The organism is uncultured Tenacibaculum sp. (genome assembly GCF_947504135.1).
In the GTDB taxonomy this organism is placed as follows: Bacteria; Bacteroidota; Bacteroidia; order Flavobacteriales; family Flavobacteriaceae; genus Polaribacter.
In genome coordinates this window covers 275,817-290,374 of sequence record NZ_CANNGG010000003.1, presented here as the reverse complement: position 1 = coordinate 290,374, position 14,558 = coordinate 275,817, and the positions used below count along the sequence as shown (strand labels likewise).

Below are 14,558 nucleotides of genomic sequence, written 5' to 3'. Positions count from 1 at the left end.
AGAAATGGCAAGAGATTTAAAATATACAAGAAATATCGGTATTGCTGCTCATATTGATGCTGGTAAAACAACAACAACTGAGCGTATCCTTTTCTATACAGGAGTGTCTCATAAAATTGGAGAAGTACACGATGGTGCTTCTACAATGGACTGGATGGAGCAAGAGGCTGAAAGAGGTATTACAATTACTTCTGCAGCAACTACTTGTACATGGCAATTCCCAACAGAAAATGGAAAACCTACTGCTGATGCTAAAGGGTACCATTTTAATATTATTGATACTCCAGGTCACGTTGACTTTACTGTAGAAGTAAACCGTTCATTACGTGTGTTAGACGGATTAGTGTTCTTATTCTCTGCAGTAGATGGAGTTGAGCCACAATCTGAAACTAACTGGCGTTTAGCTGATAACTATAAAGTACCTCGTATTGGTTTCGTTAATAAAATGGACCGTCAGGGAGCGAACTTCTTAGCAGTATGTCAGCAAGTAAAAGACATGTTAAAATCTAACGCGGTGCCAATCGTATTAAATATTGGTGATGAGGCAGATTTTAAAGGAATTGTTGATTTAGTTAAAAACCGTGCTATTGTTTGGCACGACGAAAATCATGGGTCAACTTTTGATGTTGTTGAAATTCCAGAAGAATTAAAAGAAGAAGCTCGTGAGTTACGTGGTAAGTTAATCGAAGAGGTTGCTGCTTATGACGAAAACTTATTAGAGAAGTATATGGAAGATGAAGATTCAATTACAGAAGAAGAAGTGCACGCTGCACTTAGAGCTGCTGTAATGGATATGTCTATCATACCTATGGTATGTGGTTCTTCTTTTAAAAATAAAGGTGTTCAGTTCTTATTAGATGCTGTGTGTCGTTATTTACCTTCTCCAGTTGATAGAGATAATATTATTGGAACAAATCCTGATACAGGAGAAGAAGAAACTCGTAAACCAGATGCAAAAGCTCCATTTTCAGCTTTAGCGTTTAAAATTGCTACTGATCCTTTTGTAGGTCGTTTAGCATTCTTCCGTGCGTATTCTGGTCACTTAGATGCAGGTTCTTATGTGTTAAATAACCGTTCAGGTAAGAAAGAACGTATTTCACGTATTTACCAAATGCACTCTAACAAACAAAACGCAATCGATTTTATTGAAGCAGGAGATATTGGGGCTGCAGTAGGATTTAAAGATATTAAAACAGGAGATACCTTGTCTGATGAGAAGAATCCAATCGTTTTAGAATCTATGGACTTCCCAGATCCTGTAATTGGTATTGCTGTTGAGCCAAAGACAAAGGCTGATGTTGATAAATTAGGTATGTCTTTAGCTAAATTAGCAGAAGAAGATCCAACATTTACTGTAAAAACAGATGAAGCTTCAGGGCAAACTGTTATTTCAGGAATGGGGGAGTTACACTTAGATATTATTGTAGACCGTTTAAAACGTGAGTTTAAGGTTGAGGTAAATCAAGGACAACCACAAGTAGAGTACAAAGAAGCTTTAACAGCTACTGCAGATCACAGAGAAGTTTATAAAAAGCAATCTGGTGGACGTGGTAAGTTTGCTGATATCGTATTTACTATGGAGCCTGCTGATGAAGGTGTAACTGGATTACAATTTGAATCTATTATTAAAGGTGGTAACGTTCCTAAGGAATTTGTGCCGTCAGTAGAAAAAGGATTCAAAGAAGCAATGAAAAATGGTCCTTTAGCTGGTTACGAAATGGATTCGATGAAGATTACTTTAAAGGATGGATCTTTCCACCCTGTAGATTCTGATCAATTATCATTCGAATTAGCTGCTAAGTTAGGTTACAAAGCTGCTGCAAAAGCTGCAAGAGCTGTAATTATGGAGCCAATGATGAAGTTAGAAGTGTTAACTCCAGAGGAGAACATGGGAGATATCGTTGGAGACTTAAACAGAAGAAGAGGACAAGTAAACGATATGAGCGACCGTGCTGGATCTAAAGTAGTAAAAGCAATCGTTCCTTTATCAGAAATGTTTGGATATGTTACTTCTTTAAGAACATTATCTTCAGGTAGAGCAACTTCTACAATGGAATTCTCTCACTATGCAGAAACTCCAAGTAACATTTCAGAAGAAGTAATCGCAAACGCTAAAGGTTAATTAAGATGAGTCAAAAAATTAGAATAAAGTTAAAATCTTACGATTATAATTTAGTAGACAAGTCTGCTGAGAAAATCGTAAAGACAGTAAAGAGTACTGGTGCTGTAGTAAACGGGCCGATTCCTTTACCAACAAATAAAAAGATTTTTACAGTTTTACGTTCACCGCACGTAAATAAAAAATCAAGAGAGCAATTTCAATTATCTGCTTACAAAAGATTATTAGACATTTATAGTTCTTCTTCAAAAACTATTGATGCTTTAATGAAACTTGAGTTACCAAGTGGAGTTGAAGTTGAGATAAAAGTATAAGTAAATCAATAACTTTCGGTTTAATTTTGTTAAGCCGAAAGTTTTTTATACTTTTGCACACCGAAATTTACGTTTCGGCGTGTAAATATTTCTGTAAAGTATACAGAAATGACATGTCCTGAGGGTTTCGCGAAGGAAAAATGGTAAAAACAAATTCAGAGTGAAGGTGTTTTTCGCTCTTTTTTTTTGAAAAATTCAAAGGAAAAAATAGAAACATTCGTTTCAAATAATCATTTATTAATAGACGCGCTGGATAAAATATATCTATTCGTCTGAAAATTAACAAATATGTCTGGGTTAATAGGAAGAAAAATTGGAATGACCAGCTTATTCGACGAGAACGGGAAGAATATTCCTTGTACTGTAATCGAAGCAGGTCCTTGCGTTGTTACCCAAGTCAGAACCGAAGAGGTTGACGGCTATAACGCTTTACAACTTGGTTTCGATGACAAAAAAGCAAAAAGCTCTAATAAAGCTTTAGATGGTCACTTTAAAAAAGCTGGTACATCTGCTAAAAAGAAAGTTGTTGAATTCCAAGAGTTCGAAGGTGAGTACAAATTAGGTGACTCAATTACTGTTGAATTATTTACTGAAGGAGAATTCGTTGATGTATCAGGAATTTCTAAAGGTAAAGGATTTCAAGGTGTTGTTAAACGTCATGGTTTTGGCGGAGTTGGACAAGCAACTCACGGTCAACATAACCGTTTAAGAGCTCCTGGTTCAATTGGTGCAGCATCATACCCTGCAAGAGTATTCAAAGGAATGCGTATGGCAGGTCGTATGGGTGGAGACAAAGTAAAAGTTCAAAATTTAAGAGTTTTAAAAGTGGTTGCAGATAAGAATCTTATCGTAGTAAAAGGAGCAGTTCCTGGTCACAAAAACTCTTATGTAACTATCGAGAAATAATGAAAGTAGCAGTATTAGATATTACAGGAAAAGATACTGGTAGAAAAGTTGAACTTTCTAACGAGGTATTCGGAATTGAGCCAAATGATCACGCGATTTATTTAGATGTAAAGCAGTATTTGGCTAATCAAAGACAAGGTACTCACAAATCGAAAGAAAGAGCTGAGATTGCCGGTAGTACAAGAAAGATTAAAAAACAAAAAGGAACAGGTACAGCTCGTGCGGGTAGTATCAAGTCTCCAGTTTTTAGAGGTGGTGGACGTATTTTCGGTCCAAGACCAAGAAACTACTCTTTTAAATTGAATAAAAACTTAAAGCGTTTAGCACGTAAGTCAGCTTTAAGTATTCAAGCAAAAGAAAACAATTTAGTTGTAATTGAAGACTTCAATTTTGAAGCTCCAAAAACTAAAGAGTTTATCAATGTATTAAAAGCTTTAGAATTAGACGCTAAAAAGTCTTTATTTGTATTAGGTGAAGAAAGTAAAAACGTTTACTTATCATCTCGTAACTTAAAAGGTTCTAAAGTAGTAGACGCTTCAGGAATTAACACGTATAGCGTTTTAAATGCTAACAAAGTTGTTATCGCTGAGAGCTCTCTAGAAGGAATTGAGTCTAATTTAAGTAAATAGGGAAGAAAATGAGTATTTTAATTAAACCTATTATTACAGAAAAAGCTACAAATGATAGCGAGTTAAACAACCGTTATACATTTGTTGTAAACAAAAAAGCTAACAAATTAGAAATCAAAGGAGCTGTTGAGGCTGCTTATGGTGTAGCGATCGAGTCTGTAAAAACTATGAACTATCCAGCATTAAGAAAAACTAAATACACAAAAAAAGGTTTAGTTTCTGGATTAACAAGTGGATACAAGAAAGCAATCGTTCAGTTAGCTGAAGGAGAAACTATTGATTTTTATAACAATCTTTAAGAAAAGACAGAATGTCAGTTAGAAAATTAAAACCAATAACACCAGGTCAGCGTTTTAGAGTTGTAAATGGGTTCGACACCATTACTACTGATAAGCCGGAGAAATCTTTATTAGCTCCGAAAAAACGATCTGGAGGTCGAAACAACCAGGGTAGAATGACTACACGTAACATTGGTGGAGGTCATAAACAAAAATACCGTATTATCGATTTTAAAAGAGATAAGCAAGGTGTTCCTGCAACAGTAAAAACTATCGAGTACGATCCAAACCGTACTGCATTTATTGCATTAGTTAGTTATTCTGATGGTGAAAAACGTTATGTAATTGCACAAAACGGTTTAAAAGTAGGTCAAACAATCGTGTCAGGAAAAGAAGCTACGCCAGAAGTTGGTAACGCTATGTACTTAAACGATATTCCATTAGGTACTACAATTTCTTGTATTGAGTTGCACCCAGGACAAGGAGCTGTCATGGCTCGTTCAGCTGGTTCATTTGCTCAATTAATGGCAAGAGATGGTAAGTATGCAACAGTAAAGTTACCTTCAGGTGAAACAAGATTAATCTTGTTAACTTGTATGGCAACTATCGGAGTTGTGTCTAACTCTGACCACCAATTATTAGTATCTGGTAAAGCAGGTAGAAGTAGATGGTTAGGTAGAAGACCAAGAACGAATGCTGTTCGTATGAACCCAGTTGATCACCCAATGGGTGGTGGTGAAGGACGTTCTTCTGGAGGACATCCAAGATCTAGAAACGGTATCCCAGCCAAAGGATTTAAGACTAGATCTAAGACCAAAGCTAGTAACAAGTATATTATAGAACGTAGAAAGAAATAATAAACCATGGCAAGATCATTAAAAAAAGGACCTTACGTTCACTATAAGTTAGAGAAAAAAGTGTTAGCTAACGTAGAAGCAGGAAGTAAATCAGTTATCAAAACTTGGTCTAGAGCAAGTATGATTACTCCAGATTTCGTAGGACAAACAATTGCAGTTCATAACGGACGTCAGTTTGTACCAGTTTACGTTACTGAAAACATGGTAGGTCATAAATTAGGCGAATTTTCACCAACACGTTCTTTTAGAGGGCACGCTGGTGCAAAAAATAAAGGTAAAAAATAGTAGGAAATTATGGGAAGTCGTAAACATAACATGGCAACACAGTTAAAAGAGGCCAGAAAGTCTAGAGCTTTTGCTAAATTAACTAATTGTCCTACATCACCAAGAAAAATGCGCTTGGTAGCAGATTTAGTAAGAGGAGTTGAAGTTGAAAAAGCTTTACAAATCTTAAAATTCAGTCCAAAAGAAGCATCACGTAACTTAGAAAAGTTATTATTATCAGCTATTGCTAACTGGCAAGCTAAAAATGAAGATGCTAGCATCGAAGATGCAGGATTATATGTAAAATCAATTTGTGTTGATAGCGCAGGTATGTTAAAAAGGTTAAGACCAGCTCCACAAGGACGTGCTCACAGAATTCGTAAGCGTTCTAACCACGTAACTTTAGAGTTAGGAACTAAAAATAACAGTAATTAATCAAAGTAGAAATGGGACAAAAGACAAATCCAATAGGAAATCGTTTAGGAATTATCAGAGGATGGGAATCTAACTGGTATGGTGGAAATGACTACGGAGATAAGATTGCTGAAGATGATAAAATCAGAAAGTATATCAACGCTCGTTTATCAAAAGCAAGTGTTTCTCGTATTATTATTGAGCGTACTTTAAAACTTGTAACCGTTACTATCACTACTGCACGTCCAGGTATCATTATTGGTAAAGGAGGTCAAGAGGTAGACAAGTTAAAAGAAGAGCTTAAGAAGATTACAGGGAAAGAAGTTCAAATTAACATTTTCGAAATTAAGCGTCCAGAATTAGATGCAAAATTAGTAGCAGCTAGTATCGCACGCCAAATCGAAAACAGAATTTCTTACAAGCGAGCTACAAAGATGGCAATTGCTGCTGCAATGAGAATGAATGCAGAAGGAATTAAAGTGCAATTATCAGGTCGTTTAAACGGAGCTGAAATGGCACGTTCTGAGCATTATAAAGAAGGAAGAATCCCTCTTTCTACCTTCAGAGCAGACATCGACTATGCACTTGTTGAGTCACATACTACATACGGAAGAATCGGTGTGAAAGTATGGATTATGAAAGGTGAGGTTTATGGAAAACGTGAATTATCTCCATTAGTAGGATTATCTAAACAAAAAGGTAACTCTAACAAAGGTGGTGGTAAACGTCAACCTCGCAGAAGAAAATAATTTTTAAAAGAAATTAAAAATGTTACAGCCAAAAAGAGTAAAATACCGTAAGGTACAGAAGGCGAAAGGAAATATGAAAGGTAACTCTGGTAGAGGTACTCAACTTTCTAACGGAATGTTTGGTATCAAATCATTAGACCAGAACTTACTTACCTCTCGTCAAATTGAGGCAGCTCGTATTGCGGCAACTCGTTATATGAAAAGAGAGGGGCAACTTTGGATTAAAATTTTCCCAGATAAACCTATCACTAAGAAACCATTAGAGGTACGTATGGGTAAAGGTAAAGGTGCACCTGATCATTTTGTAGCTGTTGTAAAACCAGGTAGAATTTTGTTTGAAGTTGGTGGAGTACCAATGGAAGTAGCAAAAGAAGCTTTACGTTTAGCAGCTCAAAAACTTCCTGTAAAAACGAAGTTTGTAATAGCAAGAGATTTTGATTATAACGCTTAATTCTATTTAGATCATGAAACAATCAGAAATTAAAGAATTATCAACAGCTGACTTACAAGAAAAGCTAGGGGCGTTGAAGAAAAATTATACTGATCTTAAGATGGCTCATGCCATAACTCCATTGGAAAACCCATTAGAGTTACGTAGCTTAAGAAAAACTGTGGCAAGAATTGCTACAGAGTTAACTAAAAGAGAATTACAATAATTCTAGTCAGTTTTAAAGATGGAAAAAAGAAATCTTAGAAAAGAGAGAATCGGTGTAGTATCTAGCAACAAAATGGAGAAATCTATCGTAGTTAGCGAGGTAAAAAGAGTAAAGCACCCAATGTACGGAAAGTTCGTATTAAAGACTAAGAAGTACGTTGCACATGACGAGAATAACGATTGCAACGAAGGTGATACTGTAAGGATCATGGAAACACGTCCTATGAGTAAATCTAAGCGTTGGAGATTAGTAGAAATCCTAGAAAGAGCTAAATAATATGTTACAGACAGAATCAAGATTAAAAGTCGCAGATAACACTGGAGCAAAAGAAGTTTTAGTGATTAGAGTTTTAGGAGGAACAAAAAAGCGTTACGCTAGCGTTGGAGATAAAATTGTAGTTTCAGTAAAATCTGCAACTCCAAACGGAACTGTAAAGAAAGGTCAAGTATCTCGTGCAGTTGTTGTTCGTACTAAGAAAGAAGTTAGACGTAAAGACGGATCATATATCAGATTTGATGACAATGCTTGTGTACTTTTAAATCCTTCAGAGGAAATGAGAGGTACTCGTGTATTCGGTCCTGTGGCTCGTGAATTACGTGAGAAACAATTTATGAAAATAGTATCATTAGCACCTGAGGTGTTATAAAATCAGATTTTAAAATGAAAAAATTTAAAATTAAATCAGGAGATACTGTTAAAGTTATAGCAGGAGATCACAAAGGATCTGAAGGAAAAGTTTTACAAATTCTTAAAGATAAGGATAGAGTAGTAGTAGAAGGTGTAAACATGGTGTCTAAACACACTAAACCAAGCGCTGCAAATCCACAAGGAGGAATTGTAAAGAAAGAAGCTCCATTACATATATCAAACGTAGCTTTAACCGAAAATGGTGAAGCAGTAAGAGTAGGATATAAAGTTGAAGGAGATAAGAAAGTAAGAGTGTCAAAAAAATCAGATAAAGCAATATAACAATGAGTTACGTACCAAGATTAAGAGAAGAGTACAAGAGCAGAGTTATCAAAGCTCTTACTGATGAATTTGGTTATAGCAATGTAATGCAAGTACCTAAATTACAAAAAATCGTTGTAAGTAAAGGTATTGGTGCTGCTATAGCAGATAAGAAATTGATAGAATATGCTATTGACGAGTTAACAACTATCACAGGTCAAAAGGCAGTATCTACAATCTCTAAGAAAGATGTTGCAAACTTCAAGTTACGTAAAGGAATGCCAATTGGAGCAAAAGTTACGTTAAGAGGAGATAAAATGTACGAATTTTTAGATAGGTTAGTTACAGCTTCTTTACCACGTGTAAGAGACTTTAACGGTATCAAAGCAAATGGTTTTGATGGTAGAGGTAATTACAACTTAGGTATTACTGAACAAATCATCTACCCAGAGATTAATATTGATCAAGTGAAAAAAATTAGTGGTATGGATATTACTTTTGTAACATCTGCAAACACTGATAAAGAAGCTAAATCATTATTAGGAGAATTAGGATTACCATTTAAAAAGAATTAATAAGATGGCTAAAGAATCAATGAAAGCGCGTGAGCGCAAAAGAGCTAAAATGGTTGCTAAGTATGCTGAAAAGAGAAAAGCTTTAAAAGAAGCTGGAGACTATGAAGCTTTACAAAAGTTACCAAAAAACGCATCACCAATTAGAATGCACAATCGTTGTAAACTAACTGGACGTCCAAAAGGATATATGCGTCAGTTCGGAATTTCACGTGTTACTTTCCGTGAAATGGCTAACCAAGGATTAATTCCAGGAGTAAAAAAAGCAAGCTGGTAAACAGCTCTTTAAATATGTAAACAAAAGGTGTATAACAATAAAAAGTTATACGCCTTTTGTGTTTAAAATAAAGTTGTAACCGTTAAATATATAAACTTCATTTTAGTTTAAAATAGACTTGTAAAAACGTAATATTTTGATACTAAAAATGATAATGATTAAAAAGGTTTGATTTTTAAAAAGTTTATGTATATTTGCACACTGTTTTTATAGGGTAAATTATGCCTTGTAAGTAAATACTAATCAAACAGTATAATGCCTACGAGATTTTACTCAAAAAACAATTAAATAAATATTAACTGGTTTCAGGTTTAGTACTTGTAAAGATGCTAAAAACCAAAACCGAAAATTAATTAACTATGTATACAGATCCAATCGCGGATTTTCTTACTCGAGTGAGAAATGCTATTGCAGCAAATCACAGAGTAGTTGAAGTTCCTGCTTCTAAGTTGAAGAAGGAAATGACGAAGATTTTGTTCGATCAAGGTTACATTTTAAGTTATCAGTTCAATGACGACAAGGTTCAAGGAACTATCAAGATAGCTTTAAAATACGATCGTGATACGAAAGAATCAGTAATCAGAAAGATTCAAAGAATTTCAACACCAGGTTTACGTAGATACGTTGGCGCTAAAGAAATGCCAAGAGTATTAAACGGATTAGGTATTGCTATTGTTTCTACATCAAAAGGTGTAATGACAAACAAAAAAGCAAGACAAGAGAACGTTGGTGGAGAAGTATTATGTTACGTTTACTAAAAAAACATTTTGTAAGATGAGTAGAATAGGAAAGAATCCAATCGCATTGCCACAAGGTGTTGAAGTAAAAGTAGACGGAAATGTGGTTACAGTAAAAGGTAAATTAGGAGAGTTAACTCAAGAAATTAAGTCTGGAATTACTGTAAAAGTTGAAGATGGTACTATCACTTTAGAGAGACCATCAGAAAGTAAAGATCATAGAGCTGCACATGGTTTATATCGTGCTTTAATCAATAATATGGTTGAAGGTGTTAGCAAAGGTTTTACTAAAGAGTTAGAGTTAGTAGGTGTTGGTTATAGAGCATCTAACCAAGGTCAAAAGTTAGATTTAGCCTTAGGTTTTTCTCATAACATTGTTTTAGATTTAGCTCCAGAAGTTAAGGTTGAGACGGTATCTGAAAAAGGTAAAAATCCAATCGTAAAATTAACTTCACATGACAAACAATTAGTAGGTCAAGTTGCAGCAAAAATTCGTTCTTTCCGTAAGCCAGAGCCTTACAAAGGAAAAGGAATTAAGTTTGTAGGAGAAGTATTAAGAAGAAAAGCAGGTAAATCTGCATAATAAACAAGAGAAATTATTATGGCATTATCAAAGCTTGAAAGAAGACAACGAATTAAGCATAGAATTAGAAAAATCGTTACTGGTACAGCTGCTAAACCTAGGTTATCAGTATTTAGAAGTAACAAAGAAATCTATGCTCAGTTAATCGATGACGTTGCTGGTGTAACATTAGCATCTGCATCATCAAGAGATAAAGAAATTACATCTAGTTCTAAAGCAGAAGCAGCTACAGCTGTTGGAAAAGCTATTGCTGAAAAAGCTGTAAAAGCTGGTGTTGATACTGTTGCTTTTGATCGTAATGGTTATTTATACCACGGTAGAGTTAAAGTATTAGCAGACGCTGCTAGAGAAGCTGGTTTAAAATTTTAAGAAATTATATTATGTTAGGATATAAAAACGTAGAAAGAGTAAAACCAAGCGGATTAGAGCTTGTAGATAAATTAGTAGGAGTACAACGTGTTACTAAAGTAACTAAAGGAGGTAGAGCATTTGGTTTCTCTGCTATCGTAGTAGTTGGAGATGGTAACGGAGTTGTAGGTCACGGATTAGGGAAGTCTAAAGATGTTTCTTCTGCAATTGCAAAAGCAGTAGAAGATGCAAAGAAAAACTTAGTGCGTATTCCTATTTTAGACGGAACATTACCACACGAGCAAAAAGGTAAATTTGGTGGAGCAAAAGTATTCATCAAGCCAGCTTCACACGGTACCGGGGTTATTGCCGGAGGTGCTGTACGTTTGGTATTAGAATCTGTTGGAATTAAAGACGTATTATCAAAATCTCAAGGATCATCAAACCCTCATAACGTAGTAAAAGCTACTTTTGACGCTTTATTACAATTACGTAGTGCAGCAACTATTGCTAAGCAAAGAGGTATTTCTTTAGAGAAAGTTTTTAACGGTTAAAATTTAAGACGATGAGTAAAATTAGAGTTACACAAGTAAAAAGTCAAATCGGTCGCCTTAAAAATCAGAAAAGAACGTTAGAGGCGTTAGGTTTACGTAAAATGAACCAAACTGTAGAGCACGATGCAACAGCTACAATTTTGGGTATGGTAAGTAAAGTTTCACACTTAGTTTCTGTTGAAGAAATTAAATAAGACAATAATAAAGATGAGTTTACACAACTTAAAACCAGCAGCTGGGGCGACTAAGAACAAAGGGAAGCGTGTAGGACGTGGAGAAGGTTCTGGTAAAGCAACTACTGCAGGAAGAGGACACAAGGGAGCTAAATCTCGTTCTGGTTATTCTCGTAAAGTAGGATTTGAAGGAGGACAAATGCCACTTCAAAGACGTGTGCCTAAATTTGGATTCACTAACATTAACCGTAAAGAGTATGTTGGTGTGAATTTAGACAAGTTACAATCATTAGTAGATAACGGAAAGATAACAGATACAGTTAATTTAGATGTTTTAGTTGAAAACAGGTTAGCTCGTAAAAACGACTTAGTAAAAATATTAGGTGGTGGAGAGTTAAAAGCTAAATTAAATATAACTGTACACAAGTATACAGCATCAGCAAAAGCAGCTATCGAAGCAGCGGGAGGTGAAGCAGTAACTTTATAATAATTGTAAATGATGAATTTTATAAATACTTTAAAAGACATTTGGAAGATAGAAGAGTTAAAAGAAAAATTACTTTTAACCTTAGGTTTAATTGCTGTTTACCGTTTTATGGCAGCTGTTCCTTTACCAGGAATTGATCCAACTCAATTAACAGCATTAAAAGACAGTACTTCTGATGGACTTTTAGGTTTATTAAACGCATTTACAGGTGGGGCATTTGCTAGAGCGTCAGTAATGGCACTTGGTATAATGCCTTATATTTCTGCTTCTATTGTAGTTCAATTAATGGGTATTGCTGTACCTTATTTACAAAAGCTACAAAAAGATGGAGAAAGTGGACGTAAGAAGATTACGCAAATAACAAGATGGCTTACGATTGCTATTACATTGTTTCAAGCACCAACTTATATTGGAGTAATCCAAAATCAAATGGGTTTACCGCAAGAAGCATTTTTAGTAACAGGAGCAACATTTTGGGTATCATCTATAATTCTTTTAAGTGCAGGAACAATTTTTGCAATGTGGTTAGGAGAGCGTATTACTGATAAAGGAGTTGGTAATGGTATATCATTATTAATTACCGTAGGTATTATTGCAAACTTCCCAGCAGCATTCATTCAAGAGTTAGTTTCTAAACAAACTGCAGGTGCAGGAGGAATTATGATGATTTTAATCGAATTAATAGTTTGGTTTGTAGTAATCTTGTTAACCGTATTACTAGTTACAGCAGTACGTAAAGTAGCAGTTCAATATGCACGTCGTACAGCAGTTACAAACATTAAAGATGTTGATGGCGCAAGACAGTACATTCCATTAAAGTTGAATGCAGCTGGTGTAATGCCAATTATCTTTGCTCAAGCAATTATGTTTTTACCAATTGCATTGGGGCAAAAATATCCAGCATTAAACAGTTTAACTGATATTAACGGTTTATGGTATAACGTTATATTTGCTTTATTAATTATTGTCTTTAGTTACTTTTATACTGCTATCACTATTCCTACGAATAAAATGGCAGAAGACTTAAAGAGAAGTAATGGTTTTGTTCCAGGATATAAACCCGGTGAAGAAACAGCTAATTTTTTAGATTCAGTATTGTCCAGAATTACATTACCAGGATCAATCTTCTTAGCAGCTTTATCTATTTTACCAGCAATCATTGTAAAGTTTGGGGTTACTCAAAACTGGGCAATGTTTTATGGAGGGACATCTTTAATCATCATGGTAGGAGTTGCAATAGACACTATTCAGCAAATAAATTCGTATTTATTAAATAGTCGTTACGACGGTTTAATGAAAACAGGAAACAGTAACAGAAAATCATTAAAATAATATGGCTAAGCAACCAGCAATTCAACAAGACGGAACAATTACAGAAGCATTATCAAATGCAATGTTTCGCGTAGAGCTAGAAAATGGACATATTGTTACGGCACACATTTCAGGTAAAATGCGTATGCATTATATCAAATTATTACCAGGAGATAAGGTAAAGCTAGAAATGAGTCCGTATGATTTATCAAAGGCAAGAATTACTTACAGATATTAAAAACACACACTGATGAAAGTAAGAGCATCATTAAAGAAAAGAAGTGCTGACTGCAAAATTGTACGCAGAAAAGGCCGTTTATACGTAATTAACAAAAAAAATCCTAGGTTTAAACAAAGACAAGGATAATAAATATGACACTAGTCATTAGTAATTAGTAGTTAGATGAATCTGTTTGAAATAGAAATGTTTAGGATTCTAACAACTAAAAGCTAACAGCTAAAAACTAAATTATATGGCAAGAATCGCAGGTATAGATATTCCAAAGAATAAAAGAGGTGTTATCGCTTTAACTTACATCTTTGGTATAGGAAGAAGCAGAGCTAAGGAGATTTTAGAAACTGCTAACATAGATGAAAGTATCAAAGTTCAAGATTGGACGGATGATCAAATTGCAGCAATTCGTGAGCAAGTAGGAACTTACACTATCGAAGGTGAGTTACGTTCTGAGGTTCAATTAAGCATTAAACGTTTAATGGACATCGGATGTCAAAGAGGTATTCGTCACAGACTTGGTTTACCATTAAGAGGACAAAGAACGAAAAATAACTCTCGTACAAGAAAAGGTAAGAGAAAAACTGTAGCTAACAAGAAAAAATAATCATTGATTATTTTTTACTAATAGTAAAGAATTATGGCAAAGTCTAAAGTAACAAAAAAACGTAAAGTTGTAATAGAGTCAGTTGGTGAAGCACACGTAACTGCATCTTTCAACAATATTATTATTTCTTTAACAAACAAAAAAGGTGACGTTATTTCTTGGTCATCTGCAGGGAAAATGGGCTTCAGAGGTTCTAAAAAGAACACTCCTTATGCAGCTCAGTTAGCAGCAGAAGATTGTGCAAACGTTGCTAAAGAAGCAGGTTTACGCAAAGTAAAAGTGTACGTTAAAGGACCAGGTAACGGTAGAGAATCTGCAATCAGATCTATCCACAATTCAGGTATCGAGGTAACAGAAATCATTGATGTTACTCCAATTCCTCACAACGGATGTCGTCCACCTAAAAGAAGAAGAGTATAAGTTGAATTAATTCAACTTATACTTTATTTAGCGTACTTTTGTGCGCAAAAAACAAGTATTTTAACACAGTAGGATTTAAAGATTATCGAAGGAGTACGCCTTAATTCATAATCCCTACTAATT

General features: G+C 34.8%; 27 protein-coding genes. All 27 read left to right on the top strand.

What is annotated here, in order from left to right:
* Positions 1-4 precede the first annotated feature (4 nt).
* The 27 genes from fusA (at position 5) to rpsK (ending at position 14,435) form a co-directional block, all read left to right on the top strand.
* Positions 5-2,122: an elongation factor G gene (gene fusA / locus Q0663_RS07705; protein WP_299008996.1), complete on the top strand. Its 2,118-nt coding sequence runs from the start codon at positions 5-7 to the stop codon at positions 2,120-2,122.
* Positions 2,123-2,127: 5 nt separating this feature from the next.
* The gene (gene rpsJ / locus Q0663_RS07700; protein WP_024740605.1) at positions 2,128-2,433 is read left to right on the top strand and encodes a 30S ribosomal protein S10; all 306 of its coding nucleotides are present in this window, start codon (positions 2,128-2,130) and stop codon (positions 2,431-2,433) included.
* Between the two features lie 288 nt (positions 2,434-2,721).
* A complete protein-coding gene (gene rplC / locus Q0663_RS07695) occupies positions 2,722-3,339 on the top strand; it encodes a 50S ribosomal protein L3 (protein WP_299008994.1) in 618 nt (205 codons plus the stop codon).
* Positions 3,339-3,968, top strand: a complete 630-nt coding sequence (gene rplD / locus Q0663_RS07690) for a 50S ribosomal protein L4 (RefSeq protein ID WP_028890726.1) — start codon at positions 3,339-3,341, stop codon at positions 3,966-3,968. Before rplC ends, rplD begins: the two co-directional genes overlap by 1 nt.
* Before the next feature lie 8 nt (positions 3,969-3,976).
* Entirely contained in the window at positions 3,977-4,267 is a 291-nt protein-coding gene (rplW, locus tag Q0663_RS07685) for a 50S ribosomal protein L23 (RefSeq protein WP_274635083.1), read from the top strand.
* Between the two features lie 11 nt (positions 4,268-4,278).
* Positions 4,279-5,103, top strand: a complete 825-nt coding sequence (gene rplB / locus Q0663_RS07680) for a 50S ribosomal protein L2 (RefSeq protein ID WP_299008992.1) — start codon at positions 4,279-4,281, stop codon at positions 5,101-5,103.
* Positions 5,104-5,109: 6 nt separating this feature from the next.
* A complete protein-coding gene (rpsS, locus tag Q0663_RS07675; protein ID WP_028890729.1) occupies positions 5,110-5,388 on the top strand; it encodes a 30S ribosomal protein S19 in 279 nt (92 codons plus the stop codon).
* Between the two features lie 9 nt (positions 5,389-5,397).
* Positions 5,398-5,802, top strand: a complete 405-nt coding sequence (gene rplV, locus Q0663_RS07670; RefSeq protein WP_028890730.1) for a 50S ribosomal protein L22 — start codon at positions 5,398-5,400, stop codon at positions 5,800-5,802.
* 11 nt (positions 5,803-5,813) lie between these two features.
* Positions 5,814-6,530 carry a 30S ribosomal protein S3 gene (rpsC, locus tag Q0663_RS07665; RefSeq protein ID WP_299008990.1) on the top strand — a complete coding sequence of 239 codons (717 nt, stop codon included), beginning with the start codon at positions 5,814-5,816 and terminating at the stop codon, positions 6,528-6,530.
* 19 nt (positions 6,531-6,549) lie between these two features.
* Positions 6,550-6,981: a 50S ribosomal protein L16 gene (gene rplP / locus Q0663_RS07660; protein ID WP_299008988.1), complete on the top strand. Its 432-nt coding sequence runs from the start codon at positions 6,550-6,552 to the stop codon at positions 6,979-6,981.
* A 13-nt stretch (positions 6,982-6,994) separates the two neighbouring features.
* The gene (gene rpmC, locus Q0663_RS07655; RefSeq protein ID WP_028890733.1) at positions 6,995-7,186 is read left to right on the top strand and encodes a 50S ribosomal protein L29; all 192 of its coding nucleotides are present in this window, start codon (positions 6,995-6,997) and stop codon (positions 7,184-7,186) included.
* 18 nt (positions 7,187-7,204) lie between these two features.
* A complete protein-coding gene (rpsQ, locus tag Q0663_RS07650; RefSeq protein ID WP_028890734.1) occupies positions 7,205-7,462 on the top strand; it encodes a 30S ribosomal protein S17 in 258 nt (85 codons plus the stop codon).
* 1 nt (position 7,463) lies between these two features.
* Complete coding sequence (gene rplN / locus Q0663_RS07645) at positions 7,464-7,832, top strand: 50S ribosomal protein L14 (protein ID WP_047789829.1); 369 nt, start codon at positions 7,464-7,466, stop codon at positions 7,830-7,832.
* 14 nt (positions 7,833-7,846) lie between these two features.
* Complete coding sequence (gene rplX / locus Q0663_RS07640) at positions 7,847-8,155, top strand: 50S ribosomal protein L24 (protein ID WP_125068409.1); 309 nt, start codon at positions 7,847-7,849, stop codon at positions 8,153-8,155.
* Between the two features lie 2 nt (positions 8,156-8,157).
* Positions 8,158-8,709, top strand: coding sequence for a 50S ribosomal protein L5 (gene rplE, locus Q0663_RS07635; protein ID WP_299008982.1), 552 nt, complete (start codon positions 8,158-8,160; stop codon positions 8,707-8,709).
* 4 nt (positions 8,710-8,713) lie between these two features.
* A complete protein-coding gene (gene rpsN / locus Q0663_RS07630) occupies positions 8,714-8,983 on the top strand; it encodes a 30S ribosomal protein S14 (protein WP_028890738.1) in 270 nt (89 codons plus the stop codon).
* Positions 8,984-9,342: 359 nt separating this feature from the next.
* Positions 9,343-9,741 carry a 30S ribosomal protein S8 gene (gene rpsH, locus Q0663_RS07625; RefSeq protein ID WP_047789826.1) on the top strand — a complete coding sequence of 133 codons (399 nt, stop codon included), beginning with the start codon at positions 9,343-9,345 and terminating at the stop codon, positions 9,739-9,741.
* Positions 9,742-9,757: 16 nt separating this feature from the next.
* The gene (rplF, locus tag Q0663_RS07620) at positions 9,758-10,303 is read left to right on the top strand and encodes a 50S ribosomal protein L6 (protein ID WP_299008976.1); all 546 of its coding nucleotides are present in this window, start codon (positions 9,758-9,760) and stop codon (positions 10,301-10,303) included.
* Between the two features lie 18 nt (positions 10,304-10,321).
* Positions 10,322-10,672 carry a 50S ribosomal protein L18 gene (gene rplR / locus Q0663_RS07615; RefSeq protein WP_133534558.1) on the top strand — a complete coding sequence of 117 codons (351 nt, stop codon included), beginning with the start codon at positions 10,322-10,324 and terminating at the stop codon, positions 10,670-10,672.
* Between the two features lie 8 nt (positions 10,673-10,680).
* On the top strand, positions 10,681-11,205 hold the full coding sequence (gene rpsE / locus Q0663_RS07610) for a 30S ribosomal protein S5 (protein ID WP_120186510.1): 525 nt from the start codon (positions 10,681-10,683) through the stop codon (positions 11,203-11,205).
* Positions 11,206-11,216: 11 nt separating this feature from the next.
* Positions 11,217-11,399 (top strand): 50S ribosomal protein L30, encoded by a 183-nt coding sequence (gene rpmD, locus Q0663_RS07605; protein ID WP_299008974.1) that lies wholly within the window; start codon positions 11,217-11,219, stop codon positions 11,397-11,399.
* A 13-nt stretch (positions 11,400-11,412) separates the two neighbouring features.
* The gene (gene rplO / locus Q0663_RS07600) at positions 11,413-11,865 is read left to right on the top strand and encodes a 50S ribosomal protein L15 (protein ID WP_028890744.1); all 453 of its coding nucleotides are present in this window, start codon (positions 11,413-11,415) and stop codon (positions 11,863-11,865) included.
* 12 nt (positions 11,866-11,877) lie between these two features.
* Positions 11,878-13,197 (top strand): preprotein translocase subunit SecY, encoded by a 1,320-nt coding sequence (gene secY, locus Q0663_RS07595; protein ID WP_299009655.1) that lies wholly within the window; start codon positions 11,878-11,880, stop codon positions 13,195-13,197.
* A 1-nt stretch (position 13,198) separates the two neighbouring features.
* Positions 13,199-13,414, top strand: a complete 216-nt coding sequence (gene infA, locus Q0663_RS07590) for a translation initiation factor IF-1 (RefSeq protein ID WP_024740627.1) — start codon at positions 13,199-13,201, stop codon at positions 13,412-13,414.
* A 12-nt stretch (positions 13,415-13,426) separates the two neighbouring features.
* Positions 13,427-13,543 carry a type B 50S ribosomal protein L36 gene (gene ykgO / locus Q0663_RS07585; RefSeq protein ID WP_010181906.1) on the top strand — a complete coding sequence of 39 codons (117 nt, stop codon included), beginning with the start codon at positions 13,427-13,429 and terminating at the stop codon, positions 13,541-13,543.
* Between the two features lie 106 nt (positions 13,544-13,649).
* A complete protein-coding gene (gene rpsM, locus Q0663_RS07580) occupies positions 13,650-14,015 on the top strand; it encodes a 30S ribosomal protein S13 (RefSeq protein ID WP_299008971.1) in 366 nt (121 codons plus the stop codon).
* A gap of 33 nt (positions 14,016-14,048) precedes the next feature.
* Positions 14,049-14,435: a 30S ribosomal protein S11 gene (rpsK, locus tag Q0663_RS07575; RefSeq protein ID WP_047789818.1), complete on the top strand. Its 387-nt coding sequence runs from the start codon at positions 14,049-14,051 to the stop codon at positions 14,433-14,435.
* Positions 14,436-14,558: the final 123 nt, after the last annotated feature.

Coding starts and splice junctions, on each gene's coding strand:
- fusA (WP_299008996.1), top strand. CDS start 5: ATGGCAAGAGATTTAAAATATACAAGAAATATCGGTATTGCTGCTCAT.
- rpsJ (WP_024740605.1), top strand. CDS start 2,128: ATGAGTCAAAAAATTAGAATAAAGTTAAAATCTTACGATTATAATTTA.
- rplC (WP_299008994.1), top strand. CDS start 2,722: ATGTCTGGGTTAATAGGAAGAAAAATTGGAATGACCAGCTTATTCGAC.
- rplD (WP_028890726.1), top strand. CDS start 3,339: ATGAAAGTAGCAGTATTAGATATTACAGGAAAAGATACTGGTAGAAAA.
- rplW (WP_274635083.1), top strand. CDS start 3,977: ATGAGTATTTTAATTAAACCTATTATTACAGAAAAAGCTACAAATGAT.
- rplB (WP_299008992.1), top strand. CDS start 4,279: ATGTCAGTTAGAAAATTAAAACCAATAACACCAGGTCAGCGTTTTAGA.
- rpsS (WP_028890729.1), top strand. CDS start 5,110: ATGGCAAGATCATTAAAAAAAGGACCTTACGTTCACTATAAGTTAGAG.
- rplV (WP_028890730.1), top strand. CDS start 5,398: ATGGGAAGTCGTAAACATAACATGGCAACACAGTTAAAAGAGGCCAGA.
- rpsC (WP_299008990.1), top strand. CDS start 5,814: ATGGGACAAAAGACAAATCCAATAGGAAATCGTTTAGGAATTATCAGA.
- rplP (WP_299008988.1), top strand. CDS start 6,550: ATGTTACAGCCAAAAAGAGTAAAATACCGTAAGGTACAGAAGGCGAAA.
- rpmC (WP_028890733.1), top strand. CDS start 6,995: ATGAAACAATCAGAAATTAAAGAATTATCAACAGCTGACTTACAAGAA.
- rpsQ (WP_028890734.1), top strand. CDS start 7,205: ATGGAAAAAAGAAATCTTAGAAAAGAGAGAATCGGTGTAGTATCTAGC.
- rplN (WP_047789829.1), top strand. CDS start 7,464: ATGTTACAGACAGAATCAAGATTAAAAGTCGCAGATAACACTGGAGCA.
- rplX (WP_125068409.1), top strand. CDS start 7,847: ATGAAAAAATTTAAAATTAAATCAGGAGATACTGTTAAAGTTATAGCA.
- rplE (WP_299008982.1), top strand. CDS start 8,158: ATGAGTTACGTACCAAGATTAAGAGAAGAGTACAAGAGCAGAGTTATC.
- rpsN (WP_028890738.1), top strand. CDS start 8,714: ATGGCTAAAGAATCAATGAAAGCGCGTGAGCGCAAAAGAGCTAAAATG.
- rpsH (WP_047789826.1), top strand. CDS start 9,343: ATGTATACAGATCCAATCGCGGATTTTCTTACTCGAGTGAGAAATGCT.
- rplF (WP_299008976.1), top strand. CDS start 9,758: ATGAGTAGAATAGGAAAGAATCCAATCGCATTGCCACAAGGTGTTGAA.
- rplR (WP_133534558.1), top strand. CDS start 10,322: ATGGCATTATCAAAGCTTGAAAGAAGACAACGAATTAAGCATAGAATT.
- rpmD (WP_299008974.1), top strand. CDS start 11,217: ATGAGTAAAATTAGAGTTACACAAGTAAAAAGTCAAATCGGTCGCCTT.
- rplO (WP_028890744.1), top strand. CDS start 11,413: ATGAGTTTACACAACTTAAAACCAGCAGCTGGGGCGACTAAGAACAAA.
- secY (WP_299009655.1), top strand. CDS start 11,878: ATGAATTTTATAAATACTTTAAAAGACATTTGGAAGATAGAAGAGTTA.
- infA (WP_024740627.1), top strand. CDS start 13,199: ATGGCTAAGCAACCAGCAATTCAACAAGACGGAACAATTACAGAAGCA.
- ykgO (WP_010181906.1), top strand. CDS start 13,427: ATGAAAGTAAGAGCATCATTAAAGAAAAGAAGTGCTGACTGCAAAATT.
- rpsM (WP_299008971.1), top strand. CDS start 13,650: ATGGCAAGAATCGCAGGTATAGATATTCCAAAGAATAAAAGAGGTGTT.
- rpsK (WP_047789818.1), top strand. CDS start 14,049: ATGGCAAAGTCTAAAGTAACAAAAAAACGTAAAGTTGTAATAGAGTCA.